Annotated in this window: 23 protein-coding genes and 1 pseudogene; 8 read left to right on the top strand and 16 right to left on the bottom strand. The window is 59.9% G+C overall.

The features are described from left to right. Positions 1 to 159 precede the first annotated feature (159 nt). Together P3T43_RS34215 and P3T43_RS34210 are read right to left on the bottom strand one after the other, a co-directional pair. Positions 160 to 1,974, bottom strand: coding sequence for a hypothetical protein (locus P3T43_RS34215; protein WP_429285421.1), 1,815 nt, complete (start codon positions 1,972 to 1,974; stop codon positions 160 to 162). 793 nt (positions 1,975 to 2,767) lie between these two features. Next, positions 2,768 to 4,252 carry a gamma-glutamylcyclotransferase gene (locus P3T43_RS34210; protein WP_429285420.1) on the bottom strand — a complete coding sequence of 495 codons (1,485 nt, stop codon included), beginning with the start codon at positions 4,250 to 4,252 and terminating at the stop codon, positions 2,768 to 2,770. Positions 4,253 to 4,460: 208 nt separating this feature from the next. Between P3T43_RS34210 and P3T43_RS34205 the strand changes: the two genes are divergently transcribed. The 5 genes and pseudogenes from P3T43_RS34205 (at position 4,461) to P3T43_RS34185 (ending at position 7,214) form a co-directional block, all read left to right on the top strand. Further along, the gene (locus P3T43_RS34205) at positions 4,461 to 4,670 is read left to right on the top strand and encodes a hypothetical protein (protein ID WP_429285419.1); all 210 of its coding nucleotides are present in this window, start codon (positions 4,461 to 4,463) and stop codon (positions 4,668 to 4,670) included. Then, positions 4,667 to 5,245 carry a hypothetical protein gene (locus P3T43_RS34200; RefSeq protein ID WP_429285418.1) on the top strand — a complete coding sequence of 193 codons (579 nt, stop codon included), beginning with the start codon at positions 4,667 to 4,669 and terminating at the stop codon, positions 5,243 to 5,245. The genes P3T43_RS34205 and P3T43_RS34200 overlap by 4 nt, the downstream gene beginning before the upstream one ends. A 161-nt stretch (positions 5,246 to 5,406) precedes the next feature. Next, positions 5,407 to 5,976: pseudogene (locus tag P3T43_RS34195) on the top strand (SDR family NAD(P)-dependent oxidoreductase); the annotation flags it as partial. A gap of 62 nt (positions 5,977 to 6,038) precedes the next feature. Next, on the top strand, positions 6,039 to 6,680 hold the full coding sequence (locus tag P3T43_RS34190; protein WP_429285417.1) for an MFS transporter: 642 nt from the start codon (positions 6,039 to 6,041) through the stop codon (positions 6,678 to 6,680). Positions 6,681 to 6,956: 276 nt separating this feature from the next. Next, complete coding sequence (locus tag P3T43_RS34185) at positions 6,957 to 7,214, top strand: hypothetical protein (protein WP_429285416.1); 258 nt, start codon at positions 6,957 to 6,959, stop codon at positions 7,212 to 7,214. A 22-nt stretch (positions 7,215 to 7,236) separates the two neighbouring features. On the opposite strand, the gene P3T43_RS34180 is transcribed toward P3T43_RS34185, so the two are convergent. The 14 genes from P3T43_RS34180 to P3T43_RS34115 all read right to left on the bottom strand — a co-directional run bounded on the left by P3T43_RS34180 (position 7,237) and on the right by P3T43_RS34115 (position 13,374). Continuing rightward, the gene (locus P3T43_RS34180) at positions 7,237 to 7,659 is read right to left on the bottom strand and encodes a hypothetical protein (RefSeq protein ID WP_429285415.1); all 423 of its coding nucleotides are present in this window, start codon (positions 7,657 to 7,659) and stop codon (positions 7,237 to 7,239) included. A gap of 177 nt (positions 7,660 to 7,836) precedes the next feature. After that, on the bottom strand, positions 7,837 to 8,331 hold the full coding sequence (locus tag P3T43_RS34175) for an HAD domain-containing protein (RefSeq protein WP_429285414.1): 495 nt from the start codon (positions 8,329 to 8,331) through the stop codon (positions 7,837 to 7,839). Between the two features lie 599 nt (positions 8,332 to 8,930). Next, the gene (locus tag P3T43_RS34170; RefSeq protein ID WP_429285413.1) at positions 8,931 to 9,122 is read right to left on the bottom strand and encodes a hypothetical protein; all 192 of its coding nucleotides are present in this window, start codon (positions 9,120 to 9,122) and stop codon (positions 8,931 to 8,933) included. Between the two features lie 10 nt (positions 9,123 to 9,132). Then, positions 9,133 to 9,387: a hypothetical protein gene (locus tag P3T43_RS34165; protein WP_429285412.1), complete on the bottom strand. Its 255-nt coding sequence runs from the start codon at positions 9,385 to 9,387 to the stop codon at positions 9,133 to 9,135. 40 nt (positions 9,388 to 9,427) lie between these two features. Next, the gene (locus tag P3T43_RS34160) at positions 9,428 to 9,643 is read right to left on the bottom strand and encodes a hypothetical protein (RefSeq protein WP_429285411.1); all 216 of its coding nucleotides are present in this window, start codon (positions 9,641 to 9,643) and stop codon (positions 9,428 to 9,430) included. Continuing rightward, complete coding sequence (locus tag P3T43_RS34155) at positions 9,640 to 9,948, bottom strand: DUF2442 domain-containing protein (RefSeq protein ID WP_429285410.1); 309 nt, start codon at positions 9,946 to 9,948, stop codon at positions 9,640 to 9,642. The genes P3T43_RS34160 and P3T43_RS34155 overlap by 4 nt, the downstream gene beginning before the upstream one ends. Positions 9,949 to 10,106: 158 nt before the next feature. Continuing rightward, positions 10,107 to 10,511: a hypothetical protein gene (locus P3T43_RS34150; RefSeq protein ID WP_429285409.1), complete on the bottom strand. Its 405-nt coding sequence runs from the start codon at positions 10,509 to 10,511 to the stop codon at positions 10,107 to 10,109. Positions 10,512 to 10,618: 107 nt separating this feature from the next. Continuing rightward, positions 10,619 to 11,008 carry a hypothetical protein gene (locus P3T43_RS34145; protein ID WP_429285408.1) on the bottom strand — a complete coding sequence of 130 codons (390 nt, stop codon included), beginning with the start codon at positions 11,006 to 11,008 and terminating at the stop codon, positions 10,619 to 10,621. A 38-nt stretch (positions 11,009 to 11,046) separates the two neighbouring features. Beyond that, positions 11,047 to 11,232 (bottom strand): hypothetical protein, encoded by a 186-nt coding sequence (locus P3T43_RS34140; RefSeq protein WP_429285407.1) that lies wholly within the window; start codon positions 11,230 to 11,232, stop codon positions 11,047 to 11,049. Between the two features lie 14 nt (positions 11,233 to 11,246). Continuing rightward, a complete protein-coding gene (locus tag P3T43_RS34135) occupies positions 11,247 to 11,513 on the bottom strand; it encodes a hypothetical protein (RefSeq protein ID WP_429285406.1) in 267 nt (88 codons plus the stop codon). 213 nt (positions 11,514 to 11,726) lie between these two features. Then, positions 11,727 to 11,918 (bottom strand): hypothetical protein, encoded by a 192-nt coding sequence (locus tag P3T43_RS34130; RefSeq protein ID WP_429285405.1) that lies wholly within the window; start codon positions 11,916 to 11,918, stop codon positions 11,727 to 11,729. Between the two features lie 12 nt (positions 11,919 to 11,930). Further along, complete coding sequence (locus P3T43_RS34125; RefSeq protein WP_429285404.1) at positions 11,931 to 12,242, bottom strand: hypothetical protein; 312 nt, start codon at positions 12,240 to 12,242, stop codon at positions 11,931 to 11,933. A gap of 53 nt (positions 12,243 to 12,295) precedes the next feature. After that, positions 12,296 to 12,859: a hypothetical protein gene (locus P3T43_RS34120; RefSeq protein WP_429285403.1), complete on the bottom strand. Its 564-nt coding sequence runs from the start codon at positions 12,857 to 12,859 to the stop codon at positions 12,296 to 12,298. Between the two features lie 212 nt (positions 12,860 to 13,071). Next, the gene (locus P3T43_RS34115) at positions 13,072 to 13,374 is read right to left on the bottom strand and encodes a hypothetical protein (protein ID WP_429285402.1); all 303 of its coding nucleotides are present in this window, start codon (positions 13,372 to 13,374) and stop codon (positions 13,072 to 13,074) included. Positions 13,375 to 13,904: 530 nt separating this feature from the next. Between P3T43_RS34115 and P3T43_RS34110 the strand changes: the two genes are divergently transcribed. From P3T43_RS34110 to P3T43_RS34100, 3 genes are all read left to right on the top strand, one after another. Continuing rightward, the gene (locus P3T43_RS34110; RefSeq protein WP_429285401.1) at positions 13,905 to 14,135 is read left to right on the top strand and encodes a hypothetical protein; all 231 of its coding nucleotides are present in this window, start codon (positions 13,905 to 13,907) and stop codon (positions 14,133 to 14,135) included. Further along, positions 14,126 to 14,584, top strand: a complete 459-nt coding sequence (locus P3T43_RS34105) for a type II toxin-antitoxin system CcdA family antitoxin (RefSeq protein ID WP_429285400.1) — start codon at positions 14,126 to 14,128, stop codon at positions 14,582 to 14,584. Before P3T43_RS34110 ends, P3T43_RS34105 begins: the two co-directional genes overlap by 10 nt. A gap of 67 nt (positions 14,585 to 14,651) precedes the next feature. Next, entirely contained in the window at positions 14,652 to 15,038 is a 387-nt protein-coding gene (locus P3T43_RS34100) for a hypothetical protein (RefSeq protein ID WP_429285399.1), read from the top strand. Positions 15,039 to 15,271 lie beyond the last annotated feature (233 nt).

The raw sequence follows: 15,271 nt of genomic DNA, 5'->3' as shown, positions 1-15,271 counted from the left end.
TTCCTTCCTCGAGGTTTATTCAACGCCTGCCCGCACGCGTTGTCGTTAGCTCACGGGTTCGTGGTCGAGGGCAGGCGTCAAACAAACCTAAACGACAAAAGGCAGTCGCTCTTCCCGGAGACGCCGAGACCGATCAACGTCAATGCAAGCCCCGTATGATTATTGACGCGACGAGTCTTCAGTCCCGGCGGACGTCAATCCTGTGGAAGCGCAATCTTTTGCTGCAGTCTCGGCGTCTTTAATGGTTGACGGGTCAATCTGACGTCCTGGATCGTTCTGGGCGTACGGGCGCGCATACGTTTCCGTCAACATGTACAGAAGACGTCCCATCGGTAGTCGATAGATGTCGCTATGCGCACCTCCGCCTGTGTCCGGCGAGTTGTACCTCGTGATCCCTTCGCTCGTATTGAGGTACAGGATCTTGTTCTTCTCGGTTTTCGCGGGCAGCGTCGATACTGGGACGCACTTGCCGTCGCCGCTAAATGGGCACAACGTGAAATTGCCGGTGACCTTCTCGGGTCTGCTGGCGTAAGTAAAGGTGTCGGCGGCGCTCCAGCAGTCGAAAACGTCAGTTGCGTTTCCACATTCCTCACGCCACACGTGCGCCGAACCAGACGGCTTGTACCACACAGGTAGCGTAGTGGCGTGATCGTATTCGGATGCGGTAAGAACAATCTTCGTGCCGATCGATGCATAGTCTCGATACGGTGCGCCCTCCGCGCTTTCCGATGGTATGAATCGGTTGACGCTGACGGCGCCTTCGAGACCCACGGCAAGATCGACCATTGGCGCGGGTTTCGCGGGTCCATCCGAAGGTTGAGGGTTCTTGAGGTTGGCAGGAGGAGTGAGAACGGGTCCACTAAATAACGCGCGCATTGCCACTCGTGCACCGAAACTGTGGCCGATCAGTACGACACGCAGGGAATGTGACGATGTCGGCTTACCCGATTTGTCTTTTTGCGGCTGGGCCAGAACGAGAGGGATGGTCCGGTTCACGAGGACATTGAGCCAGGTTAGCCCCAACTCGTCGGCATCGTCGGCTTTGTCGAAATAGCTGACAAAGTCCAGCTTCGACTTGTTCCAGTACGATGGCCACGTCATACCGACGACGAGCGGCTTGAATTGCGCCTCGGCGACCTCTGCTTCACCTGCGCCAGCAAATCTCGCGGCAAACTGTTGATCCTGCGAGGCTTCAACCATATTGCCGACGATGTCGTTAAAGTTCCGGATCGCTTCATCTTGAGAAGTGTTCCAGCCCATCACGATGATAACCAAGTGGGTGTAGTGTTCGGCGTTGACGTGGGCCACCAGACCGCACTCAAGCTTTTTCAGTGCTTTGAGGCCGCCACTGTAGATTTCGGCCGCATCGCCTGCTTCTTGGAACTGATCCCTGGTGATGTCCCGTGTCGTATTGGCCGCACCTGAAACGGAAGGGACCTGAACCGTTACGTGATTTAACTCACTCTCTCCCGGTCGCAGCCCGCAGTGGCGCCACGCGACCACACTGCCACTGTCGCCCGGAAATTGAGATTCAAAAGAGTTATAAACAAAGCATTGGTCGATCAACGCTGACGATTCACTACCTTTTTTCGCCACCAAAGGTGCGCCATACCGAACGATGTGAGAGAGAAAAAGCGCCTTGCGATGGTCTTCATACAACTTAAGGATGTCGCTGGTCGTCTTCGCGGGCCATCGCGCTTTGTCCGCAACAATGTAGTCTGCATCGGGATACGCGAATCTGTTCGCCGTCGTCGGGCCACCCACGACATCTCGCGGACTTTTTTCGATCCCGACCAGATAACCTGGGTAGTGCAGTGATTCGCCCTTAGGAAAGTACAGCGCCGTATGAAACTGTCTTTCATAGACGCCATCGATGGCCAGATTTTTTTCCTGTCTGTCCAGCACGGTAGACAGGTCGGAGCAGGACGCCACAATAACGACGGCAATCGCTGCAAGAAAACGTTGGAAGTTCATCGTTACCTCACCAGTCGTTAGATATCCGGCGAAAGCGACTCGCTTGCAGCGCAATGGCGGTTAAGAGGCAAACCCCGAGCGCAGAGCGGGTGTGATTTCACCGACCAACCAGTTAGGCGTGTTGTCTATCGATACGATCGTTTTTCTACCGGCTTCCGCGCGATACGGAATTTATTGCCAGTGATCCGCGAAGAGGGCCTGGGCCGCGGACAGCCGGACGGTGCACGCATCGACGACGCGAGTTTGATACGAGATTAGTCATCCAGATCGGCTCCGACGAATCAGAACGCGGTCGATATGTGATCTACCGAACAGAGCGCTGAATGGGATTGAGGAATGTCGGGGCAATGAAAGTCGGTGAATGGGAGTTGTTGGGTGGCGTGGCCGTTTGGTCGGCGCGGTTTGAGAAGCAAGACTAACCGAAATGGCCGGGAACCTTCCGAACGCCACTGAAACAATGGCCGCTGTACCTTGTAAAAGGTCGTTGATTCTCACTGGCTCGAAAAGCGGTTCCGGGTCGATGACGGTCCACCGCGTCAGGCAAGAGTCGGCCACCTAGCGAAGTCCAAGACGCTGAATCGAACGTCCGAACCGCAGCCCAAATTGGTCATCCAGATTCGGTGCTGGCGTGGGCCGGCAGAGCATCGGCGGTTGGGCCCATCGTCCTTACGCTCTTGATCGCGGTTCGCGAAAGGCCGCGCAAGCTCGTGTCCTCCTCGAGGCTGCTGGCGAGGAGGACCGGGAGAGAGACGGGACGCAACGCCGAGCCGCACAGTCTGTGACGCAATTCGGGCTACGCGGAGTACGTCGCGCGCTCCTTTGAGGCCCTTGCGACGTCGGGGTCCTCAACCGTTTCAACCATCGCGATGTGTTCATCGAGGTAGTCCTGCGGGAGGCCATGTTCCTGGGCGCCAGCCAAGACATGATCCTTGTACCAACTGTAAGGCCGGAGGCTTTCGTCGATGGCGTCGTTCGAGGCGATATATGTCAGGACCTTCCGCCTGCGGCCCTTGTCATTGACGACCGTCACCATGGCGGCGTCATAACCCTTACCGGCACCCTCAGCAGCGTCGAGCTTTCTACGTTCTGATGGATCAAAACAGAAAAGAACACCGACCACAGCGCTCTCATTGTCATCCGTCGCAAACGCGTTGCACTTCCCCGAACCGTCCTTGCTACGCTTGTGAAACCGCAGTTCATGCCGAGGGAGGGTGGCGACCCCCAGCGGCTTGGCGCTCGGAATTCGTTGCCGCAGCCGCGCGGTCGCCATGTTCGACCCATAAGCGAAATATTCGATCGGCTCCGGCGGCCCGGTCTCTGCGTCTTGTAATGCTTCGACCGCCGGATCGCCTGGCTTCCGGATGGCACGCAACGGCACGGTCATAATGCTGTGGTCGTGGGTCTCCTTGCCTTCGCGGGTTATGAGTGGCCGCCCGTTCTCGGCATCAAGGATTGGAACAGGTCTGCCGGCCCATCCGCAGTCGGCGCATCGCGGTCGTTCCCAGACCACGCCCGGCGCCGCAGTGGTTTCGCCCTTTTCGGGCACAAGATCGGGCGATCCGCAGTTCGGACAAGCCTCCGGCACGCCGCGTAGCTCACGAAGGATCAGGGAGGTGGCCATACCGATGGCATGCTGAATCAACGTGTGCGCCAAGTCGGCATCGAGCCAGGTAGCTGATTTTGCATGCGTCAGCCAATTGGAAAACGTCCAAGCGCTATCGAGCGCACCTTTCAAGGCACCGCGTCGCTCCCGATTGGTGTTGCCGGGCACGAGAGCGTTGCAGATGATTTCCGACCACTCGCGGAAATTGGCGCGCTGAGGCGGCGTTTCCGTCCACACCGCGGCGTCCTGGGCGACGCCTATCAACTCAAGCAAAGTCTCTCGGCAACGAACACCAACCGCCTGGTAGTCCGCGAGATTGTGGGCCTGGCTGACTGCATCGCCGGCCTCTTCCATCTTCTCGAAGAGTGGCCCGAACGGAAGGAGGCGCATGTCGTCCCGTTGGTCCTGCTCGGTGCGGGGGATACGCAGAATCAGACCGATGTGGAAGGTCAGCGCCAGGTCCATATTAGGGAACTGTTGCTGGGAATAGAGGTTGGTGCCGCCAGTGATGACCCACCATCGGTCTTTGTTGGTGTGTATGTCCCACACGTCGTGGCGCATGTTCAGCACCGCTTCGGAGTAGACCTTTTGCATGAAGGTTACTTCTAGGTCGGGGGCTTGCCATTCGAAGTATTCCCGAATGGACTCGATTTCCTCTTCGCTGGCCTTCAGCATCCTGGCTCCCATTTGAGGCGGGCGGCCTCAAGCAACAATTTCGTTCTTGGCCACTATAACTCTGCTCAAACAACAGCAGCAGATGCAAACGGGCGAACCAGGCGTCGCTCTCGGCGTCCTTCGGAGTCATGTATCCCTTTTGTTCATGCCCCATGCTATCGTCCATCGCTATGGTTGAAGGTAGACTCGCAAGATCATCCACGTTGACATGAACGCTTTCTATGCTCTGGTCGAGCAACGGGATAACCCAACACTGCAGGGTAAGCCGGTGGCTGTCGGTCACGGGGCGAGCCTCGCGCTGATCAGTTCGGTCTACCCGCCGCCGAAAGGCATTCGGCTGGTCGGCGTCACGCTGTCGAACTTCGCGGCCATGACCGAGCCCCCCGCGTTGAACAACGCGGAGGGCGCACTCCTATGATCCCGGGCGACAATCTTCCAAGGGTGTTCCAAGCCAACACCGACCGTCTCTTTCAGCGGTTGATCTGGCCTGGCTTAAACGCGCTGCCGATCCACGCCGAGCTTCGATTCGACGAAGCCGCATCGATGAACGAGTTCCTCAACCGTGCGGCGGCGCAGGTCGATAACCATACCGCGAACGAAGCTGCTAAGGCATTTACCCTCACTCTAGCCGGCCTCTTTGAACGTCAGCTGCGCATATGGGGGCGCAGCCTCGGTGTGACCGGCAAGAAGCCCGGTCGGGAGCTGTTTCGCGAGCACCTTCCCGAATGTGCCGCAAAAGGCGGCGTCGATCTCAGCGGCATCTGCGACAGTCTTGTAGAGATGTTCCTCGTCGCGAATGTCTATCGCCATGGCGATGGGACCTCGGTAAACGATCTACGCGCCCATGCACCAGAACGTTGGACCCACGATCCCTCGCGATACATCGACATTCTTCCGCCGAACCCTGAGGAGAGTGAGCAGCCTCCTTATCCGACCCGAGGACATCGTCCGCTATGCCGGCGCCTGCGCAAGATTTTGGGGGCGGGCCGATAAGCTGCCCGGCGCGGTATCCGACCCTGGCTACGGCTGATGCGATCATGCCTTTGACAATGACGATCGATGAGACTGGAACGCATCGCCGACCGCCTACGATAGACAGACACTTATGAATCCGTTCGACGAACTGCCGCGCCGTGATCAGAACCACGAAATAGAGGACCAGGGCCGATCTGGCCGAACCCGATGGGCCGCACCGTCTTGCGCGCCATGTCCGGGCAATTGTCGGCGAACGGCTCGACATCCTCGTTGCCAACGCAGCCATCGCGAAGGTAGCCACGCTCGAAGAAACAGGCGTGGAGGATTTCGATGACCTGTTCGCAGTCAACGTGCGCGCTCCGTATTTCCTCATTCAGCAATTGCTGCCGATCATGTGCAAGGGCAGCAGCGTCACGCTGCTTTCCTCGCTCTCGGCACACGTAGCCATCGGTGAGCTGTCGGCCTACTCCGCGACGAAAGGTGCCGTCGATACGCTCGTACGCCATTTGGCGGCGGACCTCGGACCGCGCGGCATCCGCGTGAACGCGGTCGCGCCAGGTGTGGTGAAAACCGACATGTCGAGCTTCACCCGCACCGATGAGGGTCGCCACATGACGCTCAGCCTGCAGGCCATCAAGCGCCTTGCCGAACCGGACGACATCGCCGCTGCCATTACCTTTCTCGTCTCCGACCAGTCCAGATGGACAACTGGCGCGACGCTGCATGTCGACGGCGGCTCGAAGCTGTAGGCGCGGTGTCCGCAATGCAGTCATTTCGGCAACCCAACACGGTTCACGCACAGGAACACATCATGACGCAAATCACCTCGATCGATCCCCCGCGGACGCGATACTGGCTCGCGGTTCTTTCGGTCGCACTTAGCGCGACCGTGTTCTGCACAACCGAATTCCTACCCGTTGGGCTACTGCGCTATATCAGCCAGGGACTGCGCGTCAGTGAAGGTACCGCCGGCCTCATGATCACGGCGCCCGGACTGCTGGCTGCCATCGCCGCGCCGCTTCTGACCGTAGCGGTCGGACGCTTCGACCGTCGGCGCGTGCTGCTGGGCCTGGGCCTGCTGCTCGTGATTTCGAATCTCACGGCCATGCTCGCGCCCAATTTCGCGACTCTCGTCGTGGCGCGCGCGCTGTTCGGTGTCGGCATCGGCGGATTCTGGGCGATCAGCGTGGACCTCGGCGGCCGATTCGTCGAAGAGGAGCATGTCGGCCGGGCAACGTCGCTGATCTTTGCGGGCGTATCGCTCGGCATGTTGATCGGCGGCCCGGCCGGGGCGCTGATCGGGGAACTGGCGGGTTGGCGAACCGCTTTTGCCGCGGCGCTCGCGCTGTCCGTTGCGGCGCTGGATGCATCTCGATCCGGTTCAAATCGTCGTTCCAGATGGCTGTGTGGTCCACGCCAATCCGATGTAGCGACCGCTATGCAGATGCTTTGACTCTGGTCCGCACGCCGGGGCATGGTGAACAGCACACGAAGCATGTACGTGGTGAGCGAATCGATCGGCTGCTTTCAAAGGGAACCGGCTGGTTGCGCAGGCTCCGTACGGCACAGCCAGACGCTGCCCGCGCTAAGCCCTTCTTTCCGGTGGCGATCCAGGCCCCACGCACACCGGCAGACGATCTCCTGATGGATGACGAACCCAGTCGGGGGCAGCTGCTCAGGGCCCTCGACACCGTCGCGCGTGAAAAAGGCATCAAAGGAATCTGAACCGATGACGTGGTCCCGACTGTTTGGAATCCTGATGCTCGTGGTGCTGGTCAGCGCCGCCAGCCTGGCAGGCATCGTCCTGAGCTTTGCGCTCCTGATGCGCTACCTGGGGTGGCAGACAGTGTGGAACGGGATTTTCCCGTGGTCGACCGAGCGGCTCGACATGATCACGACCTTCGTCGCGGGCGGTACCGTCGCGGCCTGCCTTTTGATGAAAAGGCTCGCCGGCAGCGCGCCTGAATCCAGCGTGGCATTTCTGTAGCCCACGCAGTCCCCCTTTCATCTCACCATCCGGAGTCCGGGCTTCCGCCGAACTCGTGGTTCGCCGCCGCGATCACCCGCTCGGGCTCCGTGACGAAAACCTCTGCAGGGGCATTCCCACCCAGCAGGGCATGTGGCGAGTACAGCCAGAACGCGCGTCTCCAGCCTCCAGGGTCGTCGCAGTCGGGCAGAACGTTGAGCAGCTGGGCAACCTCCGGCCGGATGCAGCCCCGCTGGTCAAACTGGAAATCAGGGTAGAAAAACGAGCGACGATCGGGGGACCACACGCCCAGGATTCTTCCTTCGGCGCGCAGCGCACTGACGTAGCTACGCCCGCAGTCCCCTTTCTGCGCCCCTGTCACCGCGCAGACGCGGTCATCGTCTGGCCAGTTATGGGCGAGGAGTTCATCGCGAAACTCGATCGAGGCCTGCTGATGGCGTTTCATGGTTTACCGTCCCTGCTCAACAAAGATGCGGGTATCAGGACTACGTTTCTCGGGGCAAGCGAACTCGCGCTAGACTGGGTGTCGCCCGGAGGGGCTAGGCGCGAACAGCGACCCGTACGATCGGATATGTACGGGTCGTGCCGTTTCTGGCTGCAGTATCGCTGCATTGATTCCCGGTCAGTGGGCCTGCATCTCGTGTAGCAGTAAAAGCTTGGCTTTCAGCTCATCGAGCACCTGTGGCGCACTTATCCCGAGCACTTCGTCGGTCCGGACCAGCTGCTCGCGGCACCACGTCGGCCAGTGAAGGTAGTCGTCATCCAGTGCCAGCCAGCCGGCGGGTTTCCTGCGCAACACATCTGCCCATATCTGCATGCCTCTCGGCGCCTGCCGGAACGACTCCTCGTCCATAGCCTGGTGATACGTTGCCCCGATCACCCGGGCCTTGAGCTCGGGCGGCAACTTGCGCGCCACGCGATGAACGCTCCTGTACCAGCGCACCCATGATGTGGACAGCACAATGCGGATGTCCGGATACGGCCGCAACACAGCGGCAAGCAGCGGAGCATGCTCGAAAAGAACGTGGCCGGAGGGACCGGCAATGTAGGGACCCTTGCCCGCGCGCCGGCGCACGTCTTCCGGATGCAGCACGCCGTCGAAGTCGAGAAAAAGCACGTGGCCGCCTGTGGCGACCGGAGGTGGGATGACGGAAAGTGGCTGCATATTGCTGACTTTGGGTGTTCAAAGGCGTGCACGCCGAGAGGAACGGGCGGCTCTCTCAAAATTGCTGAAATCTCTGAACAATCGGGTGCAGGCACTACGTTGACGCATTGTTGCGGAAATCTCTGAACAACCAACGACCTCTGCTGCAGTTTCACCGGCTTGGCACGCGCTCTGGTTTAAAGTCTGCTTTCTGAAGCCGCCCCTGCCCACGCACCAGTCCGGAGAGTTTGCGGCGCGAAACCTGCTGCACGCCGACATCGCTCAGGCCTGTATCGGGAGAACAGGCGAGAAACCGACCATCCGACTGCCCGGCGGCGACCACGCTTGGATGGTCATCGATGGCCAACCAGTTCGACGTCTTCCTGCGGCTGGCATTCAGTCCGTATTTCGGCAGCTACGCAGCCACCCGTGAGGGAACAAGTGCGCGCCGATAGGCGCGTGAAAAACCCCATACGAAAACCCCAAACGAAAAACCCTTAAATGGGACAGGGTAGATGCACCGATACTGTATGGATATACCGATAGCGGCGCCTCCCCCTGTTGCCGCTACGCTAATCGCGCTCCCATTCGGCACGGATGCGATGCTGGTAGTCAAGTCCATCGACGCCCTTGAAAGAAGCTGTGTCGATCGCCTGCATGGCCGCATCAAGCTTGTGGCGTTCGGTGCGTGAAAACATCACACGCCCAAGCCACCGCGCGACCCCGGCAACTGTTGCGACGCGGATCAGTGCACGTTCGAGCATGGGCACTCCCCTACCACTTGTTCATGTCGCACGCCCGTTCCCATCCGTCAGGCGGCACGACTGTGTGCAGGCCAAGCTGTTCGGCCGTGGCGACCGGCAGGCGCAGAACGACAGCAGCGCCGCCTGTCTCCAGTGTTTGCACTTCGACGCCGACGCCGCGCAGTTCGAGGTAGACGACACCGGTCTCGAACACTTCGTCGTAGAGCCGCCACGAAGGTGCGGAATCGGTGCCGTCGCTAGCCGCGAGAGTGATGTGTGTGCCCATTAGGCTCCAGGAATGAGGGCCGATCCTTACGCACCGTGCGTCAGGATTCGTCGTCAGCGGGCCAGACAGGATCGGTCGGGTTGTCGTAACGCCGGACTGTACCCCGTAACCATTCTAGCGCCGTTGGATTGTCGCCTGTTGGAGCGTCGAATTCACGGCCGACCGGTTGCGCTTCGGCCCACACTTCACCGGCATACGGCGCGGACGGATCACATTGGGCGAGCAGATTGGCCAGCTTGAGATTTTTGCGAGTCATCTGGAAGCCTCCGTACGGTTGCCGCTGACTTCGTTATACATGGCGTCCGAAGCGATATCGACACCGTTCGGCCAGACCACCACACCATCGCGAAGCGTCGCAAGCGCAAAATATGCCTCATCGGCCAGAGGCGCGAATACGCCGCTGAAACGGTCATTCGACATATCCACGATTCCGCGCAGTCCGTCCGCAAATTCAACGTCCAGACGATGACCGCGCAGCACCCGCAGCCTTGTCACATGCCAAGTGATCATCTTTCGCTCCGGTGACGTAATGCGGCCAGTGTAGCGGGCCAGTTCCGGCAAACGGGTGACACGTCATCTTTTGGCAAGCGCCTTGATGGTTATTGCAACGATTCAACGCGGGAAGCGTCCGCGCAGCCAGTCGTGCCAGTCCTCCGAACCGATTGACACCGGCCTTAGTGTAGCGCGAGGACGGATGGAATCGACTGAGACACGCGGATTCAGTTACGCAGCAGATAGGCCGGTTGCCACTGCGTGTCAGTCGGTCGCTTCAGTTCCAGCACTTTCCACGCATTGTTGCTGGTGTCGCCGCGCATGGCATTGGCAAGACGGCCGAACGACGGATAGGCCTCGCCCTGCCAGATAATCTCGGCGTCGATCACTTCGGCCTGCTTTTCCTCGCCGTGATAGCGCGTGCGGGCGAGCGTGCCGCTGGGCAGAAAGAGGCTTTCCCACCTCACGCCGGTGCGCGGAGCCTGGCCGTCATCGTCGGCGGTGCGTTCAAGGAAGTCATTGAGCACATCCTCGATGAGCGAACTTACGCGCGACGGAAAGCGGGCGGCCACACGGGCATACAGTTCAGTGGACAGGGGCACGGCAACAAACGAATCGAGCGGATAGGACATGGCGGTCTCCAAGGGCAATATTCAAAGAGTACTTCAGAGTACTTTAAAAGTAAATTGCCTTGAGAGAGCACGAACGGCAAAGGGTGACACCGGGGTTTATTTACCTTTCACAATGGTTTGTTATCAGTCGGTGACACCGGTTCGGTTGGATCGTCGTAGCGACGAACTGAACTGCGCAGCTGCGCGATCGAGCGCTCCAGATGCGCCGCGTTAGTCGGAGAGCGCTGCAGGTGCGCAGTATCCGTCTCCGACACAGCCCACACGTCGCTGGGCGTGATCCGAAGCCATGCGCCGAGTGTTTCCTTGACACACTGCTGGCACAGGTCAATTTCAACCTTGCAGCCATCGCCAAAAATCGACCCGTAGCCAGCCGTGAAAACGATGGACAGCTTTTCCGCCCACTCCCACGGCGTATCGTCGGGTGTCATACGCCGCTGGCATCGATCGCAGGTGCAGGCAGCAACTTCCTGCACGGTCTTATCCTGATATTCGAGCATGGGCGAGTCTCGCAGGGGGCAATGAAGATGCAACCAGTCTAACGGCCAGCGGCGTTTGCGAACGCCGCCCATTCCTGCGCCTCATAGTGCTCAACGAGGAGGCTAAGAAACTCTAGCCTGTCGCCGTCCGGTGTGCCGGGTTCCGGGTCCTGATCGACCAGCACCGACACTTCAGCCAGCGCTGCCCGATAGTCGTCTTCAGTGTGCAGTGGTCGAACGTCCATTTAGCCTCCGATCCTTATGGCTTGACCTTACCTTGCGGCGCAAAGGGCTTGGTTTTCCCTGCGCGAGCCTCGGCAAGCCCTTGCAACGTCTCGGCCACGAATGACCGGGGCAAATCCGGATTGTCGCGAGCCGCACGGTCTATCGTGGCTTCGTCAACTTTGGACGGAGCGCCGAACTCGCGGCCGACAGGTTGCGCATCGACCCACACTTCGCCTGAATACGGCGCGGACGGATCGCATTGCGCGAGCAGGTCGGCCAGCTTGGGCTTTTTGCGTGACATGCGGACCTCCGAAGGAGTGTTCATCTGGTCAGTGTAGCGGGTCGTCGCCGGCATAAGGGTGACACGACATTTTTATGTTAAGTGTGTCGCGAGATGCCTTGTCCCGTCAGGGCTCACCCTTCCCTGCTACCGTGGAGCGAGGATGCGAACCGAACAGATGACGCCCGCCGAGCGGCGAGTTCTCGCATCAATAGTGAAAATAGGGCTCCGCTGCTAACGGCCGGCGCGCGCCCGGACATCGTCCGCCGTAGCGATGGGCAGCGTGATGAAATCCCGCTCCGGCACTTCGCTGTACTCCTTCCGGAACGGCAGATACAGCCTGACGATCCAGGTGTCGCCCTCCTGCCGGCCCGCGTACGGGTGCAGGATCTCGCCATCCGCGGCGCGCCGGTCAAAGCGCAGCACACCCTTGTGCGGCTAATAGTCGTCCACGCGCGCTTCGAGCATCTCTAGAACCACCTCGTGCGGATAACCCGGATGTGCCGATGTGTCGGCCGCGTGGATCGCCGCCCTAAGTGCGTCGTCGTGCGTCAGATGACAACGCTCAAGTTCGACTTCGTCAAACACCAGCTCTTCCGCAATGTAGGGCGGCCCCTGATGCCAGATCGGGTTCTCGCCCGGGTCAAGCCGGATCGCGACGATCGTCCGCGTGCCCACGTCCGTGCACCGCCACCGGAAGCCGGCCAGGTAGACGAATTCGAGTCCGATATGAAAGTCGCTGGGTTTCATCAATGACGGGTTCGCGATTGCAGCGGCCAGTGTAGCCGGATGTTTTGCGCACGTTAATCGGTGCTGGTGATCTGTGCGCGGCACCACTCCAACTCCCTGCCAATCGCATCTCTCTGCTCTTGCATTGCCGCTGCTCGCTGTAGAAGCTGTCCTACCTCGGACCAGTACGCTTGGCCCAAGTCTCCCCTGGCCACGGCCAGCGCGTGAATTTTTCGAAGGGCTATCTCGAGGTCAACCTGGTCGTCTGAACGCATCTTGTAACGTGCACGAGCCCCTCTGGGGATCTGGGCGAGACACTGCTCCAACTCCTCGCCAGCCGCATCCAGCGACGCCTGCATTGTTGCTGCGCCACGTAGGATCTGTCCTATCGCGTACCAGTACGCGTAGCCCAAGTCTCCTTCAGCAAGCGCCAGTTCGTGAAACTTTTGAAGGGCTGGTTCCAGGTCAAGCGCGTTGACTGAATTCACTTCTCCCAAGCGGCGCGCTTTCTTGAAGTCCTCTGCGGTCCACTCCGGGTTATCCGGGTCCTGGTCAATCCCCTGTTGAATTGCAGCCTCTTCGTTGGGCCTGGGCCGGATCAGAGTCCGGCCCGCGCGCGTTTTAGTCGTGCTAGGCATGTTGTTTCTCCCTCTCCATCTGTTGCCCTACTCCTTCGACCAGCCTGTGTCTTTCTTCCAGTCGGGCGGCACCAGGCCCAGCTGCCGCGCGGTGGCGGCAGGCAGACGCAGTGTCACTGTGCCACCGGCGGCCTCCATGTCCGCGAACTCAAGTTCGAACCCGACTGCTCGCTTCTCGAACGACGACAGATCTGGTTCGGCTGCTAGCCGCTTCAACGCCCGCAGATAACTTTCCCACTGAATTTGCGATCAAGCTGCCGCCACTCGAATGCCGAACCCGGCTTCGGGCGATGGCGGCGCTCACCTTTGCGCCGTTCCTTCATGGCATAGACGCGCCCCTTGTGATCGCGCCAGAAGTGCGGGCGATGTGCTGAAAAAGACGCCTTCTTTGCATACCTGATCGGCGTCAAACGCGTCGCGATTTCCATCCCGCCTTCCCACCACATGGTTGTCACGCCCCACGGCATACCGGCGAGGCTTTTCAATTTCAGCATGGGTAGCGTCATGCCCATCATCCGCGCCAGTTTCAGGCCACGGATGTTGTGCTTCCGGCGACGCGCGCGATGCCGCAGGTAGCGGATGATATGTGCGGCCTGTCGCGACCCAGCCAGTGTAGCGGGCCGTCGCCGCCAAATGGGTGACACGAGAGCGTTACCGACTGGTTGCGCGTCGGGCCACACTTCGCCGGCATAGGGCGCGGATGGATCGTATTGCGCGAGCCGGTCGGCCAGTATCTGAGTGACGGTGGGTCGTTCAGCCAGAAAATCCGCGTCGGCCAGTAGCTCGCTTGGGAACGATGTCCATGTTTGCTTTTTGCGTGTCATGCGGGAAGCCCTTTACCGTTTATCCGGCGCACGGAGCCTGCAGTTTACCGCTGCCGGACGATCCTGAGCAGTTGGTGTCAATGTCGATAACTGCACTTATCACCATTGCGTTTGGCGTGTGATAAAGTTCTGGACAACCGGGCCATTCGCCCGCAGGCCCGTCTGGCAAGGCCTTTCAGGACACCCCGTGCCACCGCCGGAACCGGTAAACTGAAGCCGTCATGGACATCAACCCGATCCACACCGAGCGTGACTACCAGCTGGCCCTGGCGATAGCGTTCAGGCTGGTTGATGCCGACCCGCTGCCGGGCACGCCAGACGGTGACCGGCTCGAAGCACTGGCCACGCTGATCGGGCGACACGAAGCTGAACATTTCCCACTTGATCGTCCCGATGCTTCCGAAGACATTAATGGTGTCAACCAGTCTGGAAAGCCGAGCCCATGCCCATGACCTCCCAGCCATCCATCCTGGACGAGTTTCCCGAGGATATTGAGCGCATGAATGCCTGCCTCCAGAAGGCCGGGAGAACGACCTCCAGGCCCGCCATCGCGCTCGCCTGGATGCGCTATTCGGGTCGTCTGTGCGCGAGCTGGCTGGCCCTGCCTGAGGACGACACCGTCCTGACCGAAACGCTGCTGACCAAAACACTGCTCGCCTGGCTGCCGGCCACCTCTAATGGCCCGAAGCGCGCAACCACCGTTGATCTGCCGGAAAGCCTGCTGGCCGAAGCCAGTGAACTTGGGATCGATGTAGCTGAGGCTGCGATTGCCGGACTGGTCCAGGCGGTCGCCGAGCGGCGTGCCAGCCTGTGGCAGCAGGAGAATGCGGACGCGATCGCACGCTACAACAGGATGGTCGAGAAAAACGGCCTGCCGCTGGAGGATCTCCGGTTGTTCTGATGGCTGGATCGAGCGCCTGCAGAAACACGGAGGCACGCGGTTACGTTTTTACGAGCCTGTGCTCAAAATGATGACACAGGAAGACGGCAGATCCGTAGAACTCCGAAACGCCGCGAAAGTCGTTGCGGAAGCGCTTTCCTGGCTCGGAGGTGGCTTCAATCCGGACAGCGATGGCGACCTTGATCGCGCGGTCCAGTATGTATCAGACCTGGCGGTTACCGATCCAGCAAAATACGACAACCTCGTAGCGGTGTTGCTGGAAGCTTCAGTACGTGCCTCCGAGGGCGTCGTGGATTCACAAATGCCAAAGCACGGAAATTCATTTGTCCCGACGCTGACTTATACCGGGCACACCCCGGCTGACCATTTTCTGATGGATGATGCCCCCACTCAAGGACATCTCCTCTCGGCTCTCGACACCATCGCGCGTGCAACAGGAATAGCGAAGCGATGACGTGGTTCCGAACGTCTGGAAAGTTGGTGCCCGTGCGACTGATCAGCACTGGAAGCCTGCCAGTGACGAACCTGACAACATGAGGCCGAGAGACGAACCGCAAGCTCGCAGCGTCGCAGGTAGAAACTGACTACGTCATCGGACAACGTAGCTTCCTCGACTGTCTCAAGCGAAGGGATGTTGTCTTCGACAGTCTGCACCGGTTCGGGCCTGACATGGTTTAGCTCATCTTC

Source organism: Paraburkholderia sp. GAS41, assembly GCF_050436545.1.
Lineage (GTDB): Bacteria > Pseudomonadota > Gammaproteobacteria > Burkholderiales > Burkholderiaceae > Paraburkholderia.
This window is presented reverse-complemented; position numbering and strand designations above follow the sequence as displayed.

Excerpts from the sequence above, each read along its gene's own strand:
- P3T43_RS34100 (WP_429285399.1), top strand. The coding sequence starts at position 14,652 with ATGATGACACAGGAAGACGGCAGATCCGTAGAACTCCGAAACGCCGCG.
- P3T43_RS34105 (WP_429285400.1), top strand. The coding sequence starts at position 14,126 with ATGCCCATGACCTCCCAGCCATCCATCCTGGACGAGTTTCCCGAGGAT.
- P3T43_RS34190 (WP_429285417.1), top strand. The coding sequence starts at position 6,039 with ATGACGCAAATCACCTCGATCGATCCCCCGCGGACGCGATACTGGCTC.
- P3T43_RS34185 (WP_429285416.1), top strand. The coding sequence starts at position 6,957 with ATGACGTGGTCCCGACTGTTTGGAATCCTGATGCTCGTGGTGCTGGTC.
- P3T43_RS34210 (WP_429285420.1), bottom strand. The coding sequence starts at position 4,252 with ATGCTGAAGGCCAGCGAAGAGGAAATCGAGTCCATTCGGGAATACTTC.
- P3T43_RS34125 (WP_429285404.1), bottom strand. The coding sequence starts at position 12,242 with ATGAAACCCAGCGACTTTCATATCGGACTCGAATTCGTCTACCTGGCC.
- P3T43_RS34180 (WP_429285415.1), bottom strand. The coding sequence starts at position 7,659 with ATGAAACGCCATCAGCAGGCCTCGATCGAGTTTCGCGATGAACTCCTC.
- P3T43_RS34115 (WP_429285402.1), bottom strand. The coding sequence starts at position 13,374 with ATGATGGGCATGACGCTACCCATGCTGAAATTGAAAAGCCTCGCCGGT.
- P3T43_RS34150 (WP_429285409.1), bottom strand. The coding sequence starts at position 10,511 with ATGTCCTATCCGCTCGATTCGTTTGTTGCCGTGCCCCTGTCCACTGAA.
- P3T43_RS34120 (WP_429285403.1), bottom strand. The coding sequence starts at position 12,859 with ATGCCTAGCACGACTAAAACGCGCGCGGGCCGGACTCTGATCCGGCCC.
- P3T43_RS34140 (WP_429285407.1), bottom strand. The coding sequence starts at position 11,232 with ATGGACGTTCGACCACTGCACACTGAAGACGACTATCGGGCAGCGCTG.
- P3T43_RS34160 (WP_429285411.1), bottom strand. The coding sequence starts at position 9,643 with ATGACTCGCAAAAATCTCAAGCTGGCCAATCTGCTCGCCCAATGTGAT.
- P3T43_RS34165 (WP_429285412.1), bottom strand. The coding sequence starts at position 9,387 with ATGGGCACACACATCACTCTCGCGGCTAGCGACGGCACCGATTCCGCA.
- P3T43_RS34205 (WP_429285419.1), top strand. The coding sequence starts at position 4,461 with ATGAACGCTTTCTATGCTCTGGTCGAGCAACGGGATAACCCAACACTG.
- P3T43_RS34145 (WP_429285408.1), bottom strand. The coding sequence starts at position 11,008 with ATGCTCGAATATCAGGATAAGACCGTGCAGGAAGTTGCTGCCTGCACC.
- P3T43_RS34200 (WP_429285418.1), top strand. The coding sequence starts at position 4,667 with ATGATCCCGGGCGACAATCTTCCAAGGGTGTTCCAAGCCAACACCGAC.
- P3T43_RS34135 (WP_429285406.1), bottom strand. The coding sequence starts at position 11,513 with ATGTCACGCAAAAAGCCCAAGCTGGCCGACCTGCTCGCGCAATGCGAT.
- P3T43_RS34215 (WP_429285421.1), bottom strand. The coding sequence starts at position 1,974 with ATGAACTTCCAACGTTTTCTTGCAGCGATTGCCGTCGTTATTGTGGCG.
- P3T43_RS34110 (WP_429285401.1), top strand. The coding sequence starts at position 13,905 with ATGGACATCAACCCGATCCACACCGAGCGTGACTACCAGCTGGCCCTG.
- P3T43_RS34170 (WP_429285413.1), bottom strand. The coding sequence starts at position 9,122 with ATGCTCGAACGTGCACTGATCCGCGTCGCAACAGTTGCCGGGGTCGCG.